Origin of the sequence: Endozoicomonas sp. ALD040, assembly GCF_049275945.1 — a bacterium.
GTDB lineage: Bacteria > Pseudomonadota > Gammaproteobacteria > Pseudomonadales > Endozoicomonadaceae > Endozoicomonas_A.
Window position 1 is genome coordinate 841,656 of sequence record NZ_CP184829.1, and the last position, 21,357, is coordinate 863,012.

Annotated in this window: 18 protein-coding genes; 8 read left to right on the top strand and 10 right to left on the bottom strand. The window is 46.9% G+C overall.

Features of this window, described 5'->3' with window-relative positions:
* Position 1: 1 nt before the first annotated feature.
* A complete protein-coding gene (locus ACOJUN_RS02985) occupies positions 2-217 on the bottom strand; it encodes a hypothetical protein (RefSeq protein WP_422135187.1) in 216 nt (71 codons plus the stop codon).
* A 441-nt stretch (positions 218-658) separates the two neighbouring features.
* Between ACOJUN_RS02985 and ACOJUN_RS02990 the strand changes: the two genes are divergently transcribed.
* Positions 659-2,680 carry a protein-disulfide reductase DsbD family protein gene (locus tag ACOJUN_RS02990; protein ID WP_422135188.1) on the top strand — a complete coding sequence of 674 codons (2,022 nt, stop codon included), beginning with the start codon at positions 659-661 and terminating at the stop codon, positions 2,678-2,680.
* Between the two features lie 258 nt (positions 2,681-2,938).
* Positions 2,939-3,658 (top strand): DsbA family protein, encoded by a 720-nt coding sequence (locus tag ACOJUN_RS02995; RefSeq protein WP_422135189.1) that lies wholly within the window; start codon positions 2,939-2,941, stop codon positions 3,656-3,658.
* Positions 3,659-3,764: 106 nt separating this feature from the next.
* On the opposite strand, the gene ACOJUN_RS03000 is transcribed toward ACOJUN_RS02995, so the two are convergent.
* Together ACOJUN_RS03000 and ACOJUN_RS03005 are read right to left on the bottom strand one after the other, a co-directional pair.
* Complete coding sequence (locus ACOJUN_RS03000; protein ID WP_422135190.1) at positions 3,765-4,190, bottom strand: hypothetical protein; 426 nt, start codon at positions 4,188-4,190, stop codon at positions 3,765-3,767.
* A gap of 270 nt (positions 4,191-4,460) precedes the next feature.
* Positions 4,461-6,173 carry an AMP-binding protein gene (locus ACOJUN_RS03005; protein WP_422135191.1) on the bottom strand — a complete coding sequence of 571 codons (1,713 nt, stop codon included), beginning with the start codon at positions 6,171-6,173 and terminating at the stop codon, positions 4,461-4,463.
* A gap of 380 nt (positions 6,174-6,553) precedes the next feature.
* Between ACOJUN_RS03005 and ACOJUN_RS03010 the strand changes: the two genes are divergently transcribed.
* From ACOJUN_RS03010 to ACOJUN_RS03025, 4 genes are all read left to right on the top strand, one after another.
* Complete coding sequence (locus ACOJUN_RS03010; protein WP_422135192.1) at positions 6,554-8,254, top strand: hypothetical protein; 1,701 nt, start codon at positions 6,554-6,556, stop codon at positions 8,252-8,254.
* A 169-nt stretch (positions 8,255-8,423) separates the two neighbouring features.
* Positions 8,424-9,599 carry a hypothetical protein gene (locus ACOJUN_RS03015; RefSeq protein ID WP_422135193.1) on the top strand — a complete coding sequence of 392 codons (1,176 nt, stop codon included), beginning with the start codon at positions 8,424-8,426 and terminating at the stop codon, positions 9,597-9,599.
* A gap of 314 nt (positions 9,600-9,913) precedes the next feature.
* Complete coding sequence (locus ACOJUN_RS03020) at positions 9,914-10,906, top strand: hypothetical protein (RefSeq protein ID WP_422135194.1); 993 nt, start codon at positions 9,914-9,916, stop codon at positions 10,904-10,906.
* A gap of 278 nt (positions 10,907-11,184) precedes the next feature.
* Complete coding sequence (locus ACOJUN_RS03025; RefSeq protein WP_422135195.1) at positions 11,185-12,165, top strand: hypothetical protein; 981 nt, start codon at positions 11,185-11,187, stop codon at positions 12,163-12,165.
* 22 nt (positions 12,166-12,187) lie between these two features.
* Here ACOJUN_RS03025 and ACOJUN_RS03030 read toward each other — a convergent pair whose 3' ends face one another.
* Positions 12,188-12,490 (bottom strand): GIY-YIG nuclease family protein, encoded by a 303-nt coding sequence (locus tag ACOJUN_RS03030; RefSeq protein ID WP_422135196.1) that lies wholly within the window; start codon positions 12,488-12,490, stop codon positions 12,188-12,190.
* Between the two features lie 425 nt (positions 12,491-12,915).
* Here ACOJUN_RS03030 and pgtP point away from each other — a divergent pair, with 425 nt between their 5' ends.
* Positions 12,916-14,271 carry a phosphoglycerate transporter protein PgtP gene (gene pgtP, locus ACOJUN_RS03035; RefSeq protein ID WP_422135197.1) on the top strand — a complete coding sequence of 452 codons (1,356 nt, stop codon included), beginning with the start codon at positions 12,916-12,918 and terminating at the stop codon, positions 14,269-14,271.
* Between the two features lie 67 nt (positions 14,272-14,338).
* Here pgtP and ACOJUN_RS03040 read toward each other — a convergent pair whose 3' ends face one another.
* The 4 genes from ACOJUN_RS03040 to ACOJUN_RS03055 all read right to left on the bottom strand — a co-directional run bounded on the left by ACOJUN_RS03040 (position 14,339) and on the right by ACOJUN_RS03055 (position 18,241).
* Positions 14,339-14,770 (bottom strand): DUF2147 domain-containing protein, encoded by a 432-nt coding sequence (locus ACOJUN_RS03040; RefSeq protein ID WP_422135198.1) that lies wholly within the window; start codon positions 14,768-14,770, stop codon positions 14,339-14,341.
* Between the two features lie 108 nt (positions 14,771-14,878).
* Positions 14,879-16,090, bottom strand: a complete 1,212-nt coding sequence (locus ACOJUN_RS03045) for an aromatic amino acid transport family protein (RefSeq protein ID WP_422135199.1) — start codon at positions 16,088-16,090, stop codon at positions 14,879-14,881.
* A 237-nt stretch (positions 16,091-16,327) separates the two neighbouring features.
* Positions 16,328-17,086: a phosphoribosylformimino-5-aminoimidazole carboxamide ribotide isomerase gene (hisA, locus tag ACOJUN_RS03050; RefSeq protein WP_422135200.1), complete on the bottom strand. Its 759-nt coding sequence runs from the start codon at positions 17,084-17,086 to the stop codon at positions 16,328-16,330.
* 408 nt (positions 17,087-17,494) lie between these two features.
* Positions 17,495-18,241: an META domain-containing protein gene (locus ACOJUN_RS03055; protein ID WP_422135201.1), complete on the bottom strand. Its 747-nt coding sequence runs from the start codon at positions 18,239-18,241 to the stop codon at positions 17,495-17,497.
* A 188-nt stretch (positions 18,242-18,429) separates the two neighbouring features.
* Between ACOJUN_RS03055 and ACOJUN_RS03060 the strand changes: the two genes are divergently transcribed.
* Complete coding sequence (locus tag ACOJUN_RS03060; protein WP_422135202.1) at positions 18,430-18,561, top strand: hypothetical protein; 132 nt, start codon at positions 18,430-18,432, stop codon at positions 18,559-18,561.
* 183 nt (positions 18,562-18,744) lie between these two features.
* Here the strand turns inward: ACOJUN_RS03060 and ACOJUN_RS03065 are convergent, their stop codons facing one another.
* Entirely contained in the window at positions 18,745-19,125 is a 381-nt protein-coding gene (locus ACOJUN_RS03065) for an SET domain-containing protein (RefSeq protein WP_422135203.1), read from the bottom strand.
* 143 nt (positions 19,126-19,268) lie between these two features.
* Positions 19,269-21,071, bottom strand: coding sequence for a DEAD/DEAH box helicase (locus tag ACOJUN_RS03070; protein ID WP_422135204.1), 1,803 nt, complete (start codon positions 21,069-21,071; stop codon positions 19,269-19,271).
* Positions 21,072-21,357: the final 286 nt, after the last annotated feature.

The window sequence follows — 21,357 nt, forward strand, 5'->3', positions numbered from 1 at the left end:
GCTAAAGAGGGTGCTGCAAAACTCCAACAGCTCGTTCCCATGCTCTGAGGTCGTCATTCCCGCGAAGGCGGGAATCCAGCGCCAACTGTGGATCTCTGCCTTCTCGGGGATGACAAGGCCAGGGGGGCACCGGGCAATATGGTTCTGGTGGTGAGTCAGTGTGGATTCCCGCCTTCGCGGGAATGACGAGAATGAAGCCGGGAATGACAGGAGTCAACTCGTTCCCATGCTGGAGTGAGTTTTGCGACAGCCTCAGAGCGTGGGAACGGGTTGAAAATATCAAAGAAAAATCATTTTTCCTGAATCCAGGTACTGAAGTCCAGCGTATCATTCACAGGATCAATAGAGAACGGTCACTGACCGGCCACATTTACCCTGACAATGTTTTTTCAGGCAAAGTTTCGCCAATGTCGAGATAGACTCATGCTTTTTTGCACTGTGCAGTCTTTGACAATAATCGACTTTTTAAGGTCTGCCTGAATTTATCGGGATATACATGAAGATACGATCACTTAATCTGCATTCTCAGATAAGCTGCACTGCAACAGTTTCAAAAAACAGCAGACAGAATACCCTGCTAGTGCTATTCAGCTTATGTCTGGTATTCCTTCTTTTATCGCTCAATCGACCTGCACATGCTCTTTCAACTGAATGGTTAGTGAACCCTCAGCAGCCTGAGGCCAGGGTCAGGCTACACTTTTCTGGTGAAGCAGACCCGACCACCCGTCAACTTTATGCGGCACTGGAAGTCCAATTATCAGGTGACTGGAAGACTTACTGGCGATCACCCGGTGAGGCTGGTATTCCACCTGAAATCGACTGGCGTATAGAACAGCCACAAGGCAGCAGTAATATAGAAACGGTTGAGTGGCTCTGGCCCGCTCCAGAGCGTATAGAAATGCTGGGACTGCATACCCTTGGCTATAAAAATGGTACGGTTTTTCCTCTTCTGATTCAGGTTAAAGATTTGAATCAGCCGGTCTCCATCGATGCCAGGCTGAGGTTGTCTTCCTGCACCACGGTATGCGTACTGACAGATTACGAGATTCAACTGGATTTCACACCCTCTGATCTGAAAGCAGACCCGCAAGCGTCATTCCTGATTGATAAAGCCCTTTCCCGGGTTCCGACGACTATGCCGGACTCAGGGCTGAGCGTGGAATCTGTTGTATGGAACAAGGAAAACAACAAGGTTGTTGCCACTGCCCACTCTGAGACTGGCTGGGAAAAGGCCGTTGACGTCATCATCGATGGTCAGGAAGAGATTACCTTCGGACTGCCGGAATTTACCATTGAGGGCAACCAGCTTCAGGCCGTCATGAATGCATCAAGCTGGCTGGGTGAATACAACCTGTCAGATGAACCTGTCACCGTTACCCTTCTTAATGGCGACAATGGCCTTGAAAAAACCCTGTCCGTCAAGGAAGTCGCTGCCAGTTCACTGCCAGCAGACACCCGTTCAGCAAGCCTGATGGTGTTACTGGGTCTGGCACTTCTGGGCGGCCTTATCCTCAACCTGATGCCCTGCGTTCTGCCCGTCCTCGGTATGAAGCTTTCTTCCGTACTCCATGCTTCAGGCCAGGAAGCCAAAGTCACCCGCAAGCAGTTTCTTAGCTCTGCGGCAGGCATTGTTTTCTCCTTCTGGTTACTGGCGACGTTTCTCTGGATACTCAAGCTGACCGGCAACAGTATTGGTTGGGGCATCCAGTTTCAAAGCCCCTGGTTTATCGGTTTCATGGTGGCGGTAACTGCCCTTTTTGCTGCCAACCTGATAGGCCTGTTTGAAATCCATCTGCCCTCATTCCTGTCGACCAGGCTGGCTACAGCAGGTGATAACAGTACAGCAGGCCACTTTGTTCAGGGTATGTTCGCAACGCTTCTGGCAACGCCCTGTTCAGCGCCATTTCTGGGAACCGCCGTCGCCTTTGCCCTGTCCACCAACAGCTTCAACCTGTTTGCCATATTCACGGCTTTGGGCATAGGTCTTGCCCTTCCGTATCTGCTGATTGCAGCCAGACCCTCTCTTTTGAAGTGGATGCCAAAACCCGGTCAGTGGATGATCAACCTTCGTCGTTTACTGGCACTGATGCTGCTGGTGACTTCGTTGTGGCTAACCAGCCTGCTTCAGGCATTCCTGCCAGTCTATCTGCTTCTGATGATTGCCCTGATTCCTACTGTACTGGTCCTGCATCGCCTGTTGATCAGCTTGATGCCTCAAGCTGGAAAAAGACTATTGCTACTGCCCTCACTGTTCCTGTCAATGGCGATAGTGCTCTTCGGAGCTTGGTCGACCGGTTTGTTCAGTCCGGAACAATCGACATCAGACAATCTGATCTGGAACCCCCTGAATGAGCAGGAAATTGCCAGCTCGGTGGCTGAAGGCAAAGTCGTCTTTGTCGATGTCACAGCTGACTGGTGTATCACTTGTAAAGCAAACAAGATCAGGGTCATCGACAGGGATCCAACCAACAGTCGCCTGCAAAAAAACTCTATGATAACTATGAAAGGAGACTGGACCCGGCCTTCAGAAGAAATTAATGCCTACCTTCAGAAGAACGGGCGATTTGGTGTACCTTTCAATATCGTCTATGGTCCGGGTGCTCCTGAAGGAATACCACTGCCGGTTATTCTCGACCATGACAGTGTTGCAGCGGCTATTGAGAAGGCATCGTCCAGGTAAACCCGGGAAATCAGCCCGAAAAGCTTCTCATAGAATCATAATGGAATGCTTTTTCGCTGTTTACCGACCAACCTGAGCCCTGAAGTTTCACCAACAGATGGGCTCCATAGCCAGACAGCCTGGCCTATAAGTCTTTGCCATTGCCATTTAATCATGACAAAGTGGCAGTCAAAGCTATTTCGCCCCTGAAGTGAATCTCACTCCCATGAGCTTCAGCAACAACTCAGGGAAACAAATACTGACTCAAAGATGAGCACGATGAAAAAAACTTTTATTCTCGCCACTACCCTATTGATGGGCTCGCTCAACATTCAGGCACAGTCTCTGGATGATCAGCAGAAGCAGGAAGTCAGAGAGCTGGTTCGTAAAACACTGGTAGAAAACCCTGACATCCTGGTTGAAGCTATGAACGAACTGAGAAAGCGAGAAATAGCTGCCCAGCAAAGTGCCGAAACGCAGATGCTGGAAGACCGTCAAAAGCAGCTATTCGAAAACCCTGAGAACCCCATTATGGGCAACCCTGAAGCCAAGGTAACTATTGCCTACTTTGGTGATTACAACTGTGGTTTCTGCAAGCGTCAGGATCCTATCCTGAAGAAAATTGTTGAAGAGAACCCTGATGTAAAAATTGTTGTCAAGGAACTCCCCGTTCTTGGCCCGGAATCACGTGAAGCTGCGGAAATGGCTCTGGCCACCTTCAAGCTGGACAAGGATAAATACCTGTCTGTTAACCAGCGTCTGATGTCCAGACCCGGCAGACACACCAGCAGCTCCATTAAAGCGGCGCTGAAAGCAGAGGGAGTAGACTCCGACAAACTGAAAGTAGACGAGTCTGTAACTCAGCAGCTTGACGAGAACCTGCGTCTGGCACAGGAGCTTGGCATTCGCGGAACACCTGCACTGGTATTCCCCGATGAAGTGTTGAGAGGCTACACCGAAGAAGGCGTACTGAAAGAAAAAATCAAGCAGCGTCTCTGACCTGCAATTCAACTAATAAAAAACCGGAATCATCCGGTTTTTTATTTGACTTGCTGGCTATTACATTTCTCAGGCCATTTAGTAATAACTTTTGCGCTGATGAGTATTAAAGCTCAGCCACAATACAGTCTTTACGTTCTTTTCCTGTCTTTGACAGATATTCAGTAAACTCCGATGGAATACGACCCATGGTAGCGCCTTCCCAGTTAACCACAGAGCCGTCTTCTTTTTCGTATTGAAATTGATAGCGCTGTCTTGGCTTTCCTTTTCTGGTTTTCTCTACAACAGTAGAAGCCATCAGATCTTCAATGGTCAGACCTTTCTCCTGCATCTGACCAAGAATGCTTTCAACAGCTTCTCTTTTGCGACCTTGTTGTTCCTTCTGCTCATTGTGCTCACGCACTTTTTCTGCATGGATCGCTTCTACACGTCTGATAACGTTTTCTATATCTTCAACATGCATGCCCTGAAACAGTTTACGTAACTGTACTTTTGATTTCAGGATATTCAGGGACTCTTCAAAAATATTCATTATAGAACCAGGGTGGGCAATATTTGGAAAGCATCAAAAGTACCATTGCACTGACTAACTGTAAACAGTGTCGTACATAAATTATGATGCAAAACTAAATAACGACTAACGAATTAAGAAAAAAATAATCATTTCTTTTTCAATAGCCAATCCTACGAACAGTCTAATTAAATCATACGACTGGCTGTCATCGTTTTTATTACCAGATAGTGGCATAGACTCATTACGAGTCTATGCCATGCTCCATAAAACAGATCGCTGCAATTATAATCAGGCTGTTTCCAGCTTCTTCAGTTCCTGCGCACGGAGATCTTTTCTTAAAACCTTACCGACGGGGGTCATCGGAAGCTCTACCCTGAACTCCACCTGTCTGGGCACTTTGTAAGCCGTCATATTTTTACGACAGTAATCCTTCAACTCCTGCTCGGTAATACTGTCATCCTGTGGAATAACAAACAGTTTTACTGCCTCTCCTGTTTTTTCATCAGGTACTCCGATCACCGCACAGTTTTGCACTTTTTCATGCCTGGCCACGACATCCTCAATCTCGTTAGGATAGACATTAAAACCGGATACCAGCACCATATCTTTCAGACGGTCTACGATACGTATATAACCGTCTTCACCAATAATGGCTACATCACCCGTACGGAACCAGCCTTCGTTGTCCAGCACTTCGGTAGTCGCTTCAGGGCGTTGCCAATAACCTGCCATGACCTGGGGACCTTTTGCACAGAGTTCGCCGCGTTCACCGAATGGTAACTCGTTGCCTTCATCATCAATGACTTTCAGAGCAGTACCCGGTAGGGCAATACCCACTGTGCCATCCTGAACAAAGTCACCCGCAGGATTGGCGGTCAAAATAGGAGAGGTTTCGGACAAACCATAGCCTTCACCAATTCGGCAGCCAGTCAGTTCGAGCCAGCGATCTGCTGTCGCCTGCTGAAGCGCTGTCCCCCCCGAATTGGTCACCCTCAGGTCAGAGAAGTCAATGTTCTTGAACTCGGGATGATTCATCAGGCCGACAAACAGAGTGTTGAGGCCAATGAATGCATTGATACGCCATGGCTTGATGGTTTTGATAAAGGTATCAATATCCCTGGGGTTAGCAATCAGGATACTGTGCCCTCCCAGAGAGAAGTATGACAACAAGTGAACCGAGAAGGCATAGATGTGATAAAGAGGCAATGGCGCTACCACAGTATCACCTTCAGGATTGCAAACCGGACTACCATCAGCATTCACCTGTCTTCTCAACTCAACTGTCTGGAGAACATTGCCGACCAGATTGGCATGAGTCAACATCGCACCCTTGGCGACACCGGTAGTCCCCCCAGTGTACTGCAGAGCAGCCAGATCTTCTCTTTGTGCTGGCTTGGGTGGCTTATAGGTTCCCTTGCTACCCAGTGCCAGGGCCTTCCTGAAAGTTATGGCCGTTGGAAGGCTGTAAGACGGCACCATTTTCTTGACGTGCTTAACGGCAAAGTTGATTAAGGAGCGTTTCGGCCAGGGCAACAGATCCGCCAGATCAGTCACAATCAGGTGCTCAACACCAGTCTCCGATAAGACTTCTTCGACCAGATGTCCAACGATATTGACGCAGACCAGTGCTTTCACACCTGCGTCATTGAACTGATGTTTAATCTCTCTGGCAGTATATAGAGGATTCGTATTAACAATGACCAAACCCGCTTTGATGGCACCAAAGGCCACCACTGGATACTGCAAAATGTTAGGCATTTGCAGAGCAATGCGATCACCGGGCTGCAATCCGGTGTGCTGCTGAAGGTAGGCTGCAAACTGATCGCTCAGGCGATCCACCTCATTAAAGCTGAGAGTTAATCCCAGTCCTGTGAAGGCGGGCTTGTCTCCATGTCTATCGACAGCATCTGCAATCACTTCCCCAAGATTAGAGAAAGCTCCGAGGTCAATATGATCAGAAATACCGGGTGCGCGTTTGCCATCCCAAAAAGCTACTTCCATGGAGAGCTCCTCGTCTTATTGTTGTGAATGTCGTCCGGGCTGCCACCGGTTACATATACATACAGATTGTTCAAACCTTAATCGGGTGCGCATTATACTCGCTTCACCGTCAGTCTTGAATTATTTTTGTAAGATTTTGTTAATTGGCGGGAAGTTTTCAGCATCAGAAAACTGCTGTTTTTATCGGGTAAAGTTAAGGCAGCAGCAGGCTTCAGAGGTATTGCCGTCTCATGAAAAGTGGACGTAACGTTACACTGTGGTTTCTATTTTCTGCCCGTTAAGCCCGGATATTTGCAGGCAAAGTTAAAAATCTCCGGGCTTTCGAAAGATGCACTGGCCTGTCTGCTACTTTAACACTGACATCTTGTCAGAGATCAATTATGCAATTTGTCTTAATCGTATTCTTGTTGTTATCCCATTTGCCCCTGACCTGCCATGCTAGTCGCCAAGTCTACCAGAGCACCTGGTGGATTGACGAGTTATATTCCCGCGACGAAAATAAGAGCGTATCGGTAAAGTTAAACTCACATATGTATTTTGTTTGTCCCAATATTGCCACCGTGGTAAAGATGCGTACTTCCATCAGACAAACCTCCAACATGTATGAAAATATATGGTTGACGGATAACAAGACCTACTATGAGAATTGTGAGATACCGAAAATCACCTCAGATGAAACATCTGTCCATCTATGTCGCGATCCCCTTCGCCTGGGCTTTCTGAGTATACTGTTTCTTGAGCATGCTGCCGGAAGGGACGACAGAACGTTTAAAGGCGGGCAACATTACTACTTTATGTCCACGTCAACCGGTTTTAAGGACTCACTTGAGAGTAAAAAAGACGGACATTGTCGAACACACAACATGCGCCTCAAGGTTTATATCTGTAAAAATTATAATGAAACGGACCCCAGCTGCAGTTATCCGGACCCTCAGTTAAACTGGTATAATGCAACGGGTGCTTTTCTTTCTGCTCCCATAAAGACACCTTTAACAAATCCTGTAACGACAGCTGTCCCTGCAACTGCCACTGACAACGGTACCGCAATAATTAACACAACCGCTAATGGAACGGTCCCTGTCACTATGGCTGACAACGACACTGCAATAGTTGTGACAACCGCCACTGGAACGGCTCCCGTCACTATGGCCAACAACGAGACAGCAATCGTTATCACAACCGCTCCCGGAACGACTCCGGTGACTATGGCCGACAACGAAACAGCAATTGTTATGACAACCGCTTCAGGAACGGCTCCCGTCACTATGGCCGACAACGAAACAGCAATCGTTATGACAACCGCTCCCGGAACAGCTCCCGTCACTATGGCCGACAACGAAACAGCAATCGTTATGACAACCGCTCCCGGAACGACTCACGTCACTGTGGCCAATAACGAGACAGCAATCGTTATGACAACCGCTTCCGAAACGGCTCCGGTGACTATGGCCGACAACGAGACAGCAATCGTTATGACAACCGCTTCCGGAACGGCTCCCGTCTCTGCCACTGACAAGAGTACCGCTACAGTTATGACAACCGCTTCGGGAACGGCTCCCGTCACTACCACTGACAAGAGTACTGCAATAGTTACGGCAACCGCTTCGGGAACGGCTCCTGTCACTATGACTGTCAACAATACTCAAACCGATTCCGAAACAACTTCAACCAGACATGAACATTCACAGGCACAGCCCATTCGTTTAGTTTGGATGATGGGCTACAACCAGACCCGAACTGCAAATATCTTTGAAGAAGAGCATTATCCGGTGATTGCAAAGTGTAAAGAGCCCAGCACCAGGATCAATCTGCTGAACGACAAAGGAACCATTGTCAATAGCTGGCTATGCCAGAAAGTCGGTGAGCGCCTGACGATACTTAAACCCAAATACCGGTATGGCGACGTTTATCTATTTGAGGCTTCACCGGAATATCGCCGTATACTGGCACCGAAATCGAAGCTGTCTGTCAATGTGGTTAGCTCCAGAGATTATCATAACAATAACGCAGACACCTTTTATAACCCACAGGTATTGGCGCTTTTGATCTCTGTGTATCTTATTATTACAAGCGCACTCTGACAGGGTTAAGAACCAGATGATTTAAGCGGATTAGCAAGAACCAGGCACAACTTCTTTGTTTCAACAAATGATGAGTAAACTCTATGAATGTCTTTTTATTGTCTTATTTACTAAAAATCTGCAGAGTTGTCTGCTATTTCTTAATCTGAATTTGTACTAGAGAACAATTATGCAACTGGTCTTATTCGGGTTCATTTTGTTGTTATGTCTATTTCAGACATGTGATGCCGGTGATACCTACACAAGCGCTCTATGGGTGAAAGATTTATATTCACACGCAGAGAACAAAACCGTAGGCGTACGGTTAAACGGAAAAATATACTTTATTTGCCCCAACCTTCCCACTGTGATAAGGCAACGCAGATTTGATAAACAAATCTCAGATATGAATGAAAATCTATGGTTAGTAAGAAACGAAACCTTCTACGAAAACTGTGAGATACCGGAAAATCCCTCAAGCAGGGTTTACCATTTTGTTTGCAATGATGCCAATAAACTGTTTTTTGTAAATCTACAGTTTCTTGAATTCGCTGCCGGTAGAGACGATATGACTTTTGAAGGGGGGAAATATTACTATGCATTTTCCACATCAGATGGCGACCTGAGTTCACTTAACAACCGAAAAGGCGGTCATTGTCGGACACACAACATGCGCGTCAAGTTTTATGTCTGTAAAAGGAATAACGACCCTCATCCGCTGTGCAAAAACATAGACCCTAAGTTAAACATTATTCCTCCAAGTGATCCTTCTACGAATTCTCATTCCATATACAGTTTTATAAATCCTGTAATTCCCGCTGTTCCTGCTATTACTACTGATCCCTATAACGATGCTAATACCAAAACTGCTATGAAAGTGACTACTGAAGCGGATATTACAAAGGCTACTGAAGCAGTTACGACAGAGTCTAACGAAGCAGCTCCCATCGGGGATAATGATTCACTGGATGACCCCATTGAGTTAATATGGGAGATCGGCCACAACCAGACCCAAACAACAACTATCTCTAAAGAAGAGCATTACCCCGTGGTTGCATTGTGTCATGAACCCAACATCAAGATCAGCCTGCTAAATGATAAAAACAAAATTCTCGATAGCTGGTTATGTAACAAAACAGATCAGCGTCTGACGATACTTAAATACGAAAACCGCAATGATGCGTTTTATTTATTTGAAGCATCGCCCGATTACAGCCTTACACAGCTATGGAAATCAAAGCTGTCTGTTAATGTGCGTACTATAAGGCATCAAACAATCAATAACAATAATGCAAACGCTCTCTATGACTCATCGGCATTAGCGCTTCTTATTTCAATGTATCTTATCGCTGCAAACCGATTCTGAAAGGTTTAAGAACCTTTCCATAGATTTTTCTGAAGCATACGGATACATCTGCTACTTTTATCCTGACTAGTTGTTGGGAAAAAAGTATGCGAGTTATCTTATTTGGTTTTCTGTTGTTATTCCTGTTGTTATTCCATCTGTTTCAGACCTGCAATGCTCGTGATATCTACCAGAGCCTCTGGTGGTGGGACGAATTATTTTCTGATGCTGAGAACAAGAGCATAACAGTAAAGTTAAACTCACAGATATATTTTATTTGTCCCAATTTCCCCACCGTAATAAAGCTACGGGGCCACGATAGACAAACTTCAACCATGTATGAAAATATATGGTTAACGGACAATGAAACCCACTATGAGAACTGTGAGATACCTGAAGATCTTCCCTCAACTAAAAAGAATCACTTTATTTGCGACGATCCCGTTGAGCTGGATTTCCTAAGTCTACTGTTTCTTGAACATGCGGCAGGGCCGAACGACAGAACCTTTAAAGGCGGGAAACATTACTATTTATTGTCCACATCAAACGGGACTGAGTCATCAGTTAACAACAGAAAAGGCGGACATTGTCTAACCCATAACATGCGCCTCAAGATTTATGTCTGTAAAAAAAAGCTTATCAATGAAACAAATCCCGAATGCAGAGGCATTACAGATCCTCAGCCAAACTTTTACAGTCCAACGGATGCTTTTATTTATGCTCCTTTGAAAAGCCCTTTAACCACCCCTTTAACAAATCCTGTAACAAACCCTGTAACGACGACTTTGCACATCATTATTAACGACACAGATTCCGATATTGATGATGAAACTGAAACAATGGTACCAAAAACCACTGGTGTGGCTCCTGTCATTATGACTGATACAGAAACGGTGATAGCAAAGGCCACTGCCGACTATGATGGTCATTCACTGTCGCGGCGCTTTCAGTTAATTTGGCAAATGGGCTATAACCAAACCCGAACTGCACAGCTCTTTGAAGAAAAGAGTTACCCAGTGGTTGCACTTTGTAAAGAGCCCAACATCAGCATCAGCCTGGTGAACAATAAAGGAGCGATTGTCGATAGCTGGTTATGTCAGAAGGTCGGCGAGCGTCTGACGATACTTAAACCCGAATACTACAATGGCGACATTTATCTATTTGAGGCATCACCCGAATATAGCCATACCCGGGTATGGAAATCAAAACTGTCTGTTAATGTGGCTAGCTTCAGACATCACATGACCAATGAAGAAAACCCTCTCTACCACTCACCAACATTGGCGCTTTTGATCTCAATGTACTTTATTGTGACAAACGCATTCTGACCAGATAAAGGTGTGCATATAGGGCTACTACTTTTATTCTAACTTTACATTAGAGAAATATAATGCAAGTTTTCTTATTTTCGCTCCTGTTGTTATTCCATCTCTTGCAGACATCTGATGCTCGTGATGTTTACACAAGTGTATTGTGGGAATATGATTTATATTCCAAAGCTGAGAACAAAACCATAGGGGTAAGGCTAAACTCGCAGATACAGTTTCTTTGCCCCAACCTTCCTACTGTAGCAAGGGTACGCAGCCACGATAGGCAAACCTCAGACATGAAAGAAAATATATGGCTCACGAACAACGAGACCTACTATGAAAACTGTGAGATACCGGAAGATTTTCCCATTACCCGGCAAGATTTATTTATTTGCGACGACCCTACTCGCCTGATTCACCTTAGTTTACTGTTTCTTGAAAATGCTGCCGGAATGAACGACAAAACCTTTGAAGGTGGGAAATATTACTATCTATTCTCCACTTCAGATGGCCGTGCGAGTACACTCTATAACAGAAAAGGTGGGCATTGTCTGACACACAACATGCGCATCAAGATTTATGTCTGTAAAGCAAAGGGTGACACCAGCCCGCTCTGCAAAAAAACAAACCCTCAGTTAAACTGGCTTCCAGGAACTTACCCTTTTACTCCTGCTCCTATAACAAACCGTGTAAAAGCTCGTTTAACAAATCCTTTAACGACAACTATTCCTGCCATTACTGATCATACTGATACTGGAAACAATACCGAGACGGTCATGACTAATACGACTGAAAAAGCGGCTGCTGTTATTACTGACATCTATACCGATGCGGTAACAACAAAGGCCACTGAAACGGTACCCACTGACTATGATGTTACACAGGCAGACTCCGTTCAGTTAATGTGGGAAATGGGCTTTAACCAGACCCAGACTGAAACTCTCTTTGAAGAGGAGAATTACCCGGTGGTTGCACTGTGTAAAGAACCCAACACAAAAATCAGTCTTCTGAACGACAAAGGAAACATTGTCGATAGCTGGTTATGTCAGAAAGTCGGTGAGCGCCTGACGATACTGAAACCCGAATACCAAAATGGCGACGTTTATCGATTTGAGGCATCACCGGAGTACAGTCCTGCGCGGTTATGGAAATCAAAACTGTCTATCAATGTGGGTAGCTTTAAGTATGAATACATCAGTAAGGCAAGCTCACTTTATGACTTACCGGCATTGACGCTTTTGATGTCGATGTATTTTATTGGTTTAGGCGCATTCTGACAGGGTGAGAAATTTCTGCGGATCAAAGCCTTGTTTCGACCGGAAGGACTTCAGCATAGTTGGAAGCAATGTTTTGCTTTTCTTTCAGCAGAGCCTCCTTCTGAGTGCGAGTCATTTTTTTAATGGCGGCTTCCCGCCTGCCTGCGGTTGAACGGTTATGACCTGCTTCCAGATACATCAGGGCAGCAGGTTTTTTACCATTAAAAAATCGGGCGCCGCCTTTCTTTTTGCCTGAGTGTTCTTTCCAGCGCCGCTCGACATTGGTGGTAATGCCGGTATACAGACTGTTGTTGCTTGCCAGAATGATATAAACGAACCAGTTCATGAAACCTGCACAAAAAAGATAAACAACAGCAGTTTACCGCACTGGGCAGGTTAGCACTATAAAACAAAACGAAAGTTCTATTTAAAGAACATCATTGTGATATTAAGTTTTTTTTGGCTTTCGACTTGCTAAATCACAAATCTGAACTGGAATTAACAGTTGCTACCCTCCCACAGGAACATCTTTGCACAGAGTTTGTGGGACTTAATAAAGCGGCTTTTGTTTTTTGATACCGGTGAGTCTAACCATCGTTTTGCCAGTTACCTGTAAAAATGATGCTCACTGAAATGAGAGCAAAGCTGTTCGATCATTCAGCCGTGAACCCAATTGCCGGCCAAAGGAATGTTTGCCGAAGCTCTTGGCCGCCCGAACGAGCTCTTGTTCGGGACAAATGGCTATAACGAATAAATTCGGGAGTACTTCCTATGTTGAGCTTTCTCAGTCCTCCTGCTCATCAAGAGCAGATTGCGTCCAAAGAAGTTGATGAAACTTATAAAAAACTTCGTATACAGGTTTTGTTAGGCATCATTGTTGGCTATGCCGCTTATTACCTGATTCGCAAAAATTTCTCTCTGGCCATGCCCGACCTGATTGAGCAGGGTTTTACCAAGTCCGAACTGGGTCTGGCTCTCTCAGCGGTCTCTTTTGCCTACGGCTTCAGCAAGTTTCTTATGGGCAACCTCTCTGATCGCAGTGACGCTCGGAAATTCATGAGTATTGGCCTGATTCTCTCGGCCCTGACCATGATATTTATGGGAACCGTTCCTTTTGCCACCACCACAGTCACTTCCATGTTTGCCCTGCTGTTTCTCAATGGCTGGTTTCAGGGTATGGGCTATCCGGCTGGCAGCAGAGTCATGACACACTGGTTCTCTGTGAGAGAGAGGGGCGTTAAATGGGCTTACTGGAATACTTCTCACAACCTGGGAGCCGGTCTGGTAGGTCCCATGGCTATTTTTGCGGTCTATCTGTTTGGTGACTGGCAATCACAGCTCTGGTTCCACGGAGTCGTAGCCCTCGTCCTGGCCGGTATCACCTGGACCTTATTAAGAGATACTCCCCAGTCCTGTGGCCTGCCCAGTATCGAAGCATGGACTGGTGACAAGCTTAAATCCTATGACGAGCACCACCATGAGCAGGAGATGTCGGCCAAAGATATCTTTTTCAAATATGTATTTAACAATAAATTGCTCTGGTATCTCTCGCTGGCTAATGTCTTCGTTTATCTGGTTCGTTACGGAGTACTGGATTGGGCGCCAACTTACCTGAAAGAAGTGAAAGGTTTCTCAATGGCTCAGAGCGGTCTGGCCTATTTCCTCTATGAGTTTGCCGGCATTCCCGGCATCCTGCTCTGTGGCTGGGCCAGTGACCGTTTCTTCAGAGGCTGTCGTGCCCCTGTCAGTATGTGGATGATGGCACTGGTCTGTGTTGCCATTGTCATTTACTGGCAGAACCCGGCTGGACACCCGATGATTGATAACCTCTGCCTGATATTTGTGGGCTTCCTGATCTATGGCCCCGTTGTGCTGGTAGGTCTCCAGGCCGCTGATTCAGCCCCCAAGAAGGCAACCGGAACCGCCACTGGCCTGACCGGCCTGTTTGGTTATCTCGGTGGCGCTCTCTTTGCCAACCTGGCTATGGGAGTTATTGTTGATGCGATGGGCTGGAGTGGTGGCTTTATGCTGATTCTGGCTGCCTGCGTCATGGCGATTCTGTTTCTGGCAATGACTCTGAAGCAGGAAAAAGAAGACAAAGCCGAACTCTTCAGTCAGTACAAATGATACAACTTCTACCCGGCAGTCATTTCTGCCGGGTAACCGGAGCCTCTGAGCCTTAAGGCAATTGCGACTAATCAGCCTTCACCCAAACCGAAGTTCGACCCAACAATGAAAAGCCCAGATACCCCCTCAGCTCAAGTTTTTGACCCCCGTCAATCAACTTCATGCTGCCGCTGTATACTCTACCTGACTTCGGATCGAGAACATTTCCGTTGTCGTATTTAGAACCATCTTTTTTCATTCCCCAAAGAAAAGTCATCCCTTCTATCTTTTGGTTCTTTTTGTCGCCTTTGCATTTTTCACAGACCGCATCTCTGGAAGCAGGATCAAGGATCTCCACAATCTTACCTTTCAGCTGATCACCTTCTTGCCAGATAGTCACCAGAGATTCCTTTTTATTGGTTTCTTCGTTAACGGTGTACCACTCACCAACGTATCCATTGGCAAAAGACAGAACCGGGATAAGCAGTGCAGAAGCTGCCAGAAGAGTTTTTCGTAACATGAGGAGTTCCTACATTTCTCGTTTGACGAAACGATAGTAATCGGATCAATGCTAAAGAACCAGCTAAAAACATTTGAGTCATCAAGACTCCGGATTCTCATAAACGGATCAGGAATCCAGAGCTGGCAGCCAGCCGGAAACAATACCTGCCTGGGCAAGAATCACGGCCAGCCCGATCAAACACATGATGACCAGCAACGGATTACCTCCGGCAACCTGATAGGGCTCTTCAAGATGCTCCTTCCGCACTTCCCAGACCAGCATGACGGGAAGAAAAACCGCCAGAATCACCAAAGCTACTGCGGCATAACCCAAAGTCGTCACAAAACCTCCCGGAAAAAAAACCGCCACCAGCAACGGCAGCCCCAGAGTCAGGCAGACAGTTTGAATACGACCGATGATGGTATCAGGTCTCTTACTGACTTCAGCCAGATAATCAAAGAGACCAATGGCTACCCCCAGAAACGAAGTGCCCAGTGCACAGGCTGTAAAAGCACTGATAAGATGGTTAAAGCCGGAATAATGGCTGGCTTCACCAATGCTGTTGATAAGCTGGTCGACAGCATCCGGACTGCCCTGCAGGTTGTTGATCAGACTGGATGACAAAGTGCCGTTGGTGGCAAACTGCCAGAGTGAATAGACCAGAAGGGGCACGATACTGCCCAACACCAGTGCCATACGAAAATCTCCAGGCTTGCCTTTTACATACCGCACAACTGTAGGTACTGCACAATGATATCCGAATGAGGTGTAAAGTACTGGCAAAGCAGCAAAGAGCATACCGGGTTGACCGACCCCAAGGGTGAGATTTTTGGCTTCAGCTTCTGGCAATAAAAGCACCATGATGAACATCATTAACATCATCATCAGAAAGAACATGGCTCGATTGGCGTAGTCCACCACGACCGTCCCGACAACCACCATTACAGCAATAATCACTGCCACTAACGTAGCTGACTGAGAAAAACTGAGAGCCAGCCCCATTTTTTGAGTGATGGCGACCGCTTGCCCTGCGCCGGCTGTGATATAGGCTGAACAGAGTGAGTAATACAGAAACAGCATGGCCAGAATAGCGACAGCCTGACCGGGTTTCCCCAGCAGCCGTCCCACCACACCATGAAGATTATCAGCCTCTGGCACGGCACGGCAGGCCTCGGCGATCAGCAAACCTCCATAGCATGCCAGTGAGGCCATTAACATCATCAGCAGAATTCCTGACCAGATACCCGTAGCAGCAGAAACCAGAGGCAAGGCCAGCATACCTGCTCCAATTGATGTACCTGCTACCAGCAGAGTGCTTCCCAGTGTTTGACTGTTCATGTGTTAATTCATCGTTTCCTTTCCAAACACCAAGGATAGACAAGAATTAACAAGAATTTATAGGGTGATCTTTCTCTCTTTTTCTGTTAAGAGCCTTTGATAAGCTTCTTCGACTCATTTTCCCAAAAAAACAATTTAACATGCCTCACTGCATTATCGAGTACTCTTGAAACGTTGAGCAGAAATATCCAAAACGGATAATTCAGAACCACCCGGCATGAACGTCAAACCTGCGGCTTAATCGGTTTTACAGCGCGCGACTACATCCATAAATGCCAGCGAACCACCAAAAATATCCAAGGCGCTGCCTATGGTAATGTGTACCTGACCGTTACCGGCTTTTCTGACTGCTTCAATGTCTTCCAGAGTGGCAATGCCTCCCGCATAGGTCACAGGAACAGGTGAATATTGAGCCAGCAGCGAAACCAGTTCCAGGTCAGGCCCTGCCATCAAACCTTCAACCGATGCCGCATGAACAAGAAACTCATCACAATAATGAGCCAGCCTATTCAATGTCTCAGCATTGATCCGGGTATCGGTAAACCTCTGCCAGCGATCCGTCACAATAAAATAGTCATCATCTTTTTTCTTACAAGAAAGATCCAGCACCAGACGCTCACGGCCTATTGCAGCGAGTAATTTGTCCAGATTATCAAAATCTATCTGACCATCTTTGAAAACGTAGGAGGTCACGATGACATGTGAGGCTCCCATATCCAGATACCGAACAGCATTGTCTGCTGTAATACCGCCGCCAATCTGAAGACCTCCGGGCCATGCTGACAGGGCAGAAGCGGCGGCATCCTCATTGCCGGGCCCGAGTTTTATGACATGACCACCCGTTAATTGTTTCTGCCGATAAAGATCCGCAAAATCAGCCGCAGAGCGGTCACTTTCAAAATTCACCAGAGCCGAATTATCACCATCACGCAGAGAGCTTCCCACTATCTGTTTTACCTTGCCTTCGTGCAGGTCAATACAGGGACGAAACTGCATAATGGAACCTCCTTGATGTGCTTTAACAGTGAAATGAAAGCGCTAAACCTATCACATTTAAGGTCAATTAAGAGAGCGTTTCCTGCTTTGCGCTGTCATGTGAAAAGAAAGACTCTTCTGGTTGGCAAGCCTGTTTTCAGCCAGACCCGGACCAAAGGATCAGCAGCAGGATAGCTTTAATGTTGCTTTGCAACTCGTTCCCACGCTGGGACCCAGAGGACCTGAAAGCATGAGAACCAGAGTTTCGCGACAGGCTCCTAAGGAGCGAGCAGTGACTTCATAAGATCATATTTGCAGTCCCCTCCAGCAAAGTGAATTTGCTGGAGGGGATAGAGGGTTGCAAAAGAAAGGAGGGCGAGTTCAGGTTATTGTCTGGCTGAAATTCTGAACCTGACTTTCAGCCCGTGATCACTGACCTTTGAATTCCAGAGGTCTGGAGAAATCAATTATTTTGTTAGAAGTAGTGTGGGAAACCAGTTTTCCATTTTGTCTGACTTCTACAGAGACAGAATACGTACGGTTTGGCTGAATCAGTGAAGGCGCATAAGGAACATCAAATTTTAAGGGTCCATCAACACGCTGATTCAGCTTGATTTTTTTCTCACCAATCAGGTTCGAATGCTTATCCTTATTGCTGATATCTTTCATCAAAATCAGAACATCTGCGCCAGCCGGGAAACTGCCTGTGGATGATTTGATGATCCCTCTCACTTTGGCACTCTCTGCAAAGAACGTCATCGTCTCATCATTGTGACGCCCCTTCAGAGTCATTACCAGGCCGTTGGACATCATGGTGTCAACCTGCTGAAGCCCTTTGAAATAAGCCATTTCCTGTTTCATGTAAGGTTCCGGGCAGGCCATCATAGTGGAACCTACTCTGCCAAACTGCAACTCATCCTGTTGCATCGTATAGCTGCCAAAGTAACCGTTACAAGGGCCACGACCACTGATTTGACCATCCTTGCCAGAAGCAGATTGAAACTCAAGAGTGACTCTTTTGCCATTAACCGGTGGCACGCCATTCAGGGAACGCAGCACCCAGGTCTTACCCTCAACGTCGGTGGGTGTTACCACCACACTCTTGTCCGGTGTACTACAGGCAACAAGAAAACCTCCTGCTGCCAGCACCAGAACATAACGGCCCATGGTTCTCATGATTTTACCTTATACCTCACGTGAGACGGTTCTTGATTTCTGCCCCGGCAGAAAAGCCTGAGCATAAACCCTGAAGCTGCTCATTGAAAACCGCCAGAAACCTTTATTACCAAGGTCTGACACAAAATACGGAGCTATATACGGAGCTATATACGGAATGCGAATCGATACAAAGATACAGCATCCTAATGAAACCCACGAATGAAGTGACATCATTAACCCGGATAGAAGCGCCACCTATACACGACAAAGAAGTAGCAAACAGTAGAACATCGACCGATACTCGTCTGGCTGACCACCTCAAGGTAAAACATCACTAAGTGTAGCAGCCAAATGATTCGCGATATAAATCAATCACGCTAACTGACGACACCTGAATTCAGGTGTCTAGGAGCCTGACCGAGAATAGCGCCCGTAGCGAGGACGGCAGCAAATTGGTCTGAAAATCCCTGTTTCTTGCAATCCTCGCTACGGATGCTTAAGTCCGACAGGCTGCTGGGTTTTCAGGGCTCCCATTGAATTCCTTGCCAAAGAGGTGATTGATCGTTCGGTGAGCCGTTGTAATTAATTGTTATCTCTTCATTGGGTCGAATTTTTTTAATGGCAATGAATTCAATCACCCGATCTTCCATATCATATCGGTAGAGTGCATTGGGTGTATAAGAGTGGTTGTAAATTGAACCCAGCCCCAAAGCAATAGCGGCTGAATCCATTGCCTCACCCCAGGAAAAGTAGTAGTTGTATATCGTCGTTTGATCAATGTGTTCAAGATCTTCAGGAGGCAATTCAAGAACAGGGCAACGCTCGATGACTGTATCTCGCTCAATCTTTTTACGTGTAAAGACTCCTCGCCCTTTCGAACCAGAAAATGCTACGTACAGCATAAGCGAGACCTCTTTAATTTTTGTTTCCTGACAGTCTACCTGCCCTTTAGCGGTCTGTTAATTGTCTTTTTGCAGTGCTCCACCCAAAAAAAAGCAGAAGTACCAGACTTCTGCTTTTTCATAATCAATGAAAGATGATTGACTTATGCTTCACGGCGAGGCCTGCGAGAACCCTGACGCCGGTCCCCACCACGATTGTCACGATCTCTTCTGAAACCTTCGCCATCACGACCACGGCCACGTCGGGGACGATTGTGATCACGACGACCGTCATCAGCCCAGATTTTCAGATCCAGAGCCTTGTTGCGGACCTTGACGTTTTTCAGAGCATCCAGGATGGAAGCATCCACACCTTCTGGCAGGTAGACGGAAGAGCAGGTGTCAAACAGGCGAATGTGACCGATATTCTTGCCTGAAATATTACTTTCGTTGGCAATCGCACCGACCAGGTCTCCGGGGGTAATGCCCTGATCGCGACCTACATCAACACGGTAACGAACCATACCTTCATTGTCTTCTTTACGATCACGACGTGGACGCGCACCGCGCTCACCACGATCGCCTCTGTCTCCACGATCACGTCGCTCACGCTGTGGACGCTCAGGCTCTTTACCATCCGGGAACGGACGTTCCTTCTGGGCCATAAAGCAGAGAACAGCGGCCATATCTTCGTGGCTCAGAGCATGTTCGGTTTCCAGCTCAGCAATGATTTCACGGAATACATCCAGCTCTTCGCCCATTTCCAGAGATTTCACCACTTCTTCCTTGAAGGCACGAATGCGCATATCACGAACATCACGCATAGACGGCAGACGCATAGTCTCAATGCGCTGGCGAGTGGCGTGTTCAATAGCTCGCAACATACGACGCTCACGGTGCGTAGCAAAAAGAATAGCTACACCCTGACGACCTGCACGGCCAGTACGACCAATACGGTGAACATAAGCTTCTGTATCATAAGGAATGTCGTAGTTTACAACGTGAGACATTCGCTCAACGTCAAGACCACGGGCCGCTACATCTGTAGCGATCAGAATATCGAGAGAGCCTTTCTTCAGTCGATCTACTACTTTTTCACGCAACCCCTGGCTCATGTCACCATTCAATGCAGCAGCAGCAAAGCCTCTGGCCTCGAGCTTTTCAGCCAGCTCTACGGTTGCAGTTTTGGTGCGCACGAAGATTATCATGGCATCAAAAGGTTCGACTTCAAGGATTCGTGTCAGTGCGTCCAGCTTGTGGAAACCGCTGACCATGCAGACTTTCTGGGTGATGGTATCAACAGTGGCGGTTTTCGCCTTAATCTCAACAGTGGCAGGATTTTTCAGGTGCGTATCCGCTATCTTGCGAATCTGTCTGGGCATAGTGGCAGAGAACAGGGCCACCTGACGCTCTTCCGGTGTCTGTTCCATGATCCATTCAATGTCATCGACAAAGCCCATGCGCAGCATTTCATCGGCTTCATCCAGAACAACTGCTTTCAAAGCATCCAGCTTGAGGCTCTCTCTGCGAATATGGTCCATGACACGACCCGGCGTGCCCACAATAACATGAGCACCACGCTTGAGGCCTCTCAGCTGACCACGCATATCCTGCCCACCGTAAACCGGCAGCACGTGAAAGCCCTTCATGTGACGCGCGTAACGCTGAAAAGCTTCAGCCACCTGAATGGCCAGCTCGCGCGTAGGTGTCAGCACCAGAACCTGAGGATCACTGGCCTTCATATCCAGACTGGAAAGCATAGGCAGGGCAAACGCGGCAGTTTTGCCAGTACCGGTCTGAGCCAGACCCAGCAGGTCTCTGCCCTCAAGAATCCGGGGAATACTCTGAGCCTGGATAGGAGAAGGTGTTTCATAACCGACATCCTTTACCGCCTTGATTACTGCCGGGGAAAGAGGCAGTTCAGCGAAGGTAATTATTGACTCAGCAGGGGTTGTGTCGTCAGACATCAAGTACTCCAATAAATTAGGCATTGATACAATCAGTGTTCTCCCTTTAGATACTCTGACAGGCAGCCGACGGGGTAGCGCCGGTCTTAAGCCGTGAGAATCACCCATGGGCCAGTCGCGGGTAGAAAGTCGGTCACCATGTTCTGTGGAACAGGACAGATTTCAGAGAGTCAGACAAGTGATTGCTTAGCTTGAATAATTCAATGAAAGCGTTGATCGTTCTTTTCGGACCTTGCGACCTGAGCCTGCAAACAGGCTCCCATGTACACTGATCCACCGCACGGTC

Bases quoted from the DNA above. Each gene is read 5' to 3' on its own strand.
- ACOJUN_RS03000 (WP_422135190.1), bottom strand. From the start codon at position 4,190: ATGAATATTTTTGAAGAGTCCCTGAATATCCTGAAATCAAAAGTACAG.
- pgtP (WP_422135197.1), top strand. From the start codon at position 12,916: ATGTTGAGCTTTCTCAGTCCTCCTGCTCATCAAGAGCAGATTGCGTCC.
- ACOJUN_RS03015 (WP_422135193.1), top strand. From the start codon at position 8,424: ATGCAACTGGTCTTATTCGGGTTCATTTTGTTGTTATGTCTATTTCAG.
- ACOJUN_RS03060 (WP_422135202.1), top strand. From the start codon at position 18,430: ATGAAACCCACGAATGAAGTGACATCATTAACCCGGATAGAAGCGCCA.
- ACOJUN_RS03070 (WP_422135204.1), bottom strand. From the start codon at position 21,071: ATGTCTGACGACACAACCCCTGCTGAGTCAATAATTACCTTCGCTGAA.
- ACOJUN_RS03040 (WP_422135198.1), bottom strand. From the start codon at position 14,770: ATGTTACGAAAAACTCTTCTGGCAGCTTCTGCACTGCTTATCCCGGTT.
- ACOJUN_RS03025 (WP_422135195.1), top strand. From the start codon at position 11,185: ATGAAAGAAAATATATGGCTCACGAACAACGAGACCTACTATGAAAAC.
- ACOJUN_RS03045 (WP_422135199.1), bottom strand. From the start codon at position 16,090: ATGAACAGTCAAACACTGGGAAGCACTCTGCTGGTAGCAGGTACATCA.
- ACOJUN_RS02995 (WP_422135189.1), top strand. From the start codon at position 2,939: ATGAAAAAAACTTTTATTCTCGCCACTACCCTATTGATGGGCTCGCTC.
- ACOJUN_RS03005 (WP_422135191.1), bottom strand. From the start codon at position 6,173: ATGGAAGTAGCTTTTTGGGATGGCAAACGCGCACCCGGTATTTCTGAT.
- ACOJUN_RS03065 (WP_422135203.1), bottom strand. From the start codon at position 19,125: ATGCTGTACGTAGCATTTTCTGGTTCGAAAGGGCGAGGAGTCTTTACA.
- ACOJUN_RS03030 (WP_422135196.1), bottom strand. From the start codon at position 12,490: ATGAACTGGTTCGTTTATATCATTCTGGCAAGCAACAACAGTCTGTAT.
- ACOJUN_RS03020 (WP_422135194.1), top strand. From the start codon at position 9,914: ATGTATGAAAATATATGGTTAACGGACAATGAAACCCACTATGAGAAC.
- ACOJUN_RS03055 (WP_422135201.1), bottom strand. From the start codon at position 18,241: ATGAGAACCATGGGCCGTTATGTTCTGGTGCTGGCAGCAGGAGGTTTT.
- ACOJUN_RS03010 (WP_422135192.1), top strand. From the start codon at position 6,554: ATGCAATTTGTCTTAATCGTATTCTTGTTGTTATCCCATTTGCCCCTG.
- hisA (WP_422135200.1), bottom strand. From the start codon at position 17,086: ATGCAGTTTCGTCCCTGTATTGACCTGCACGAAGGCAAGGTAAAACAG.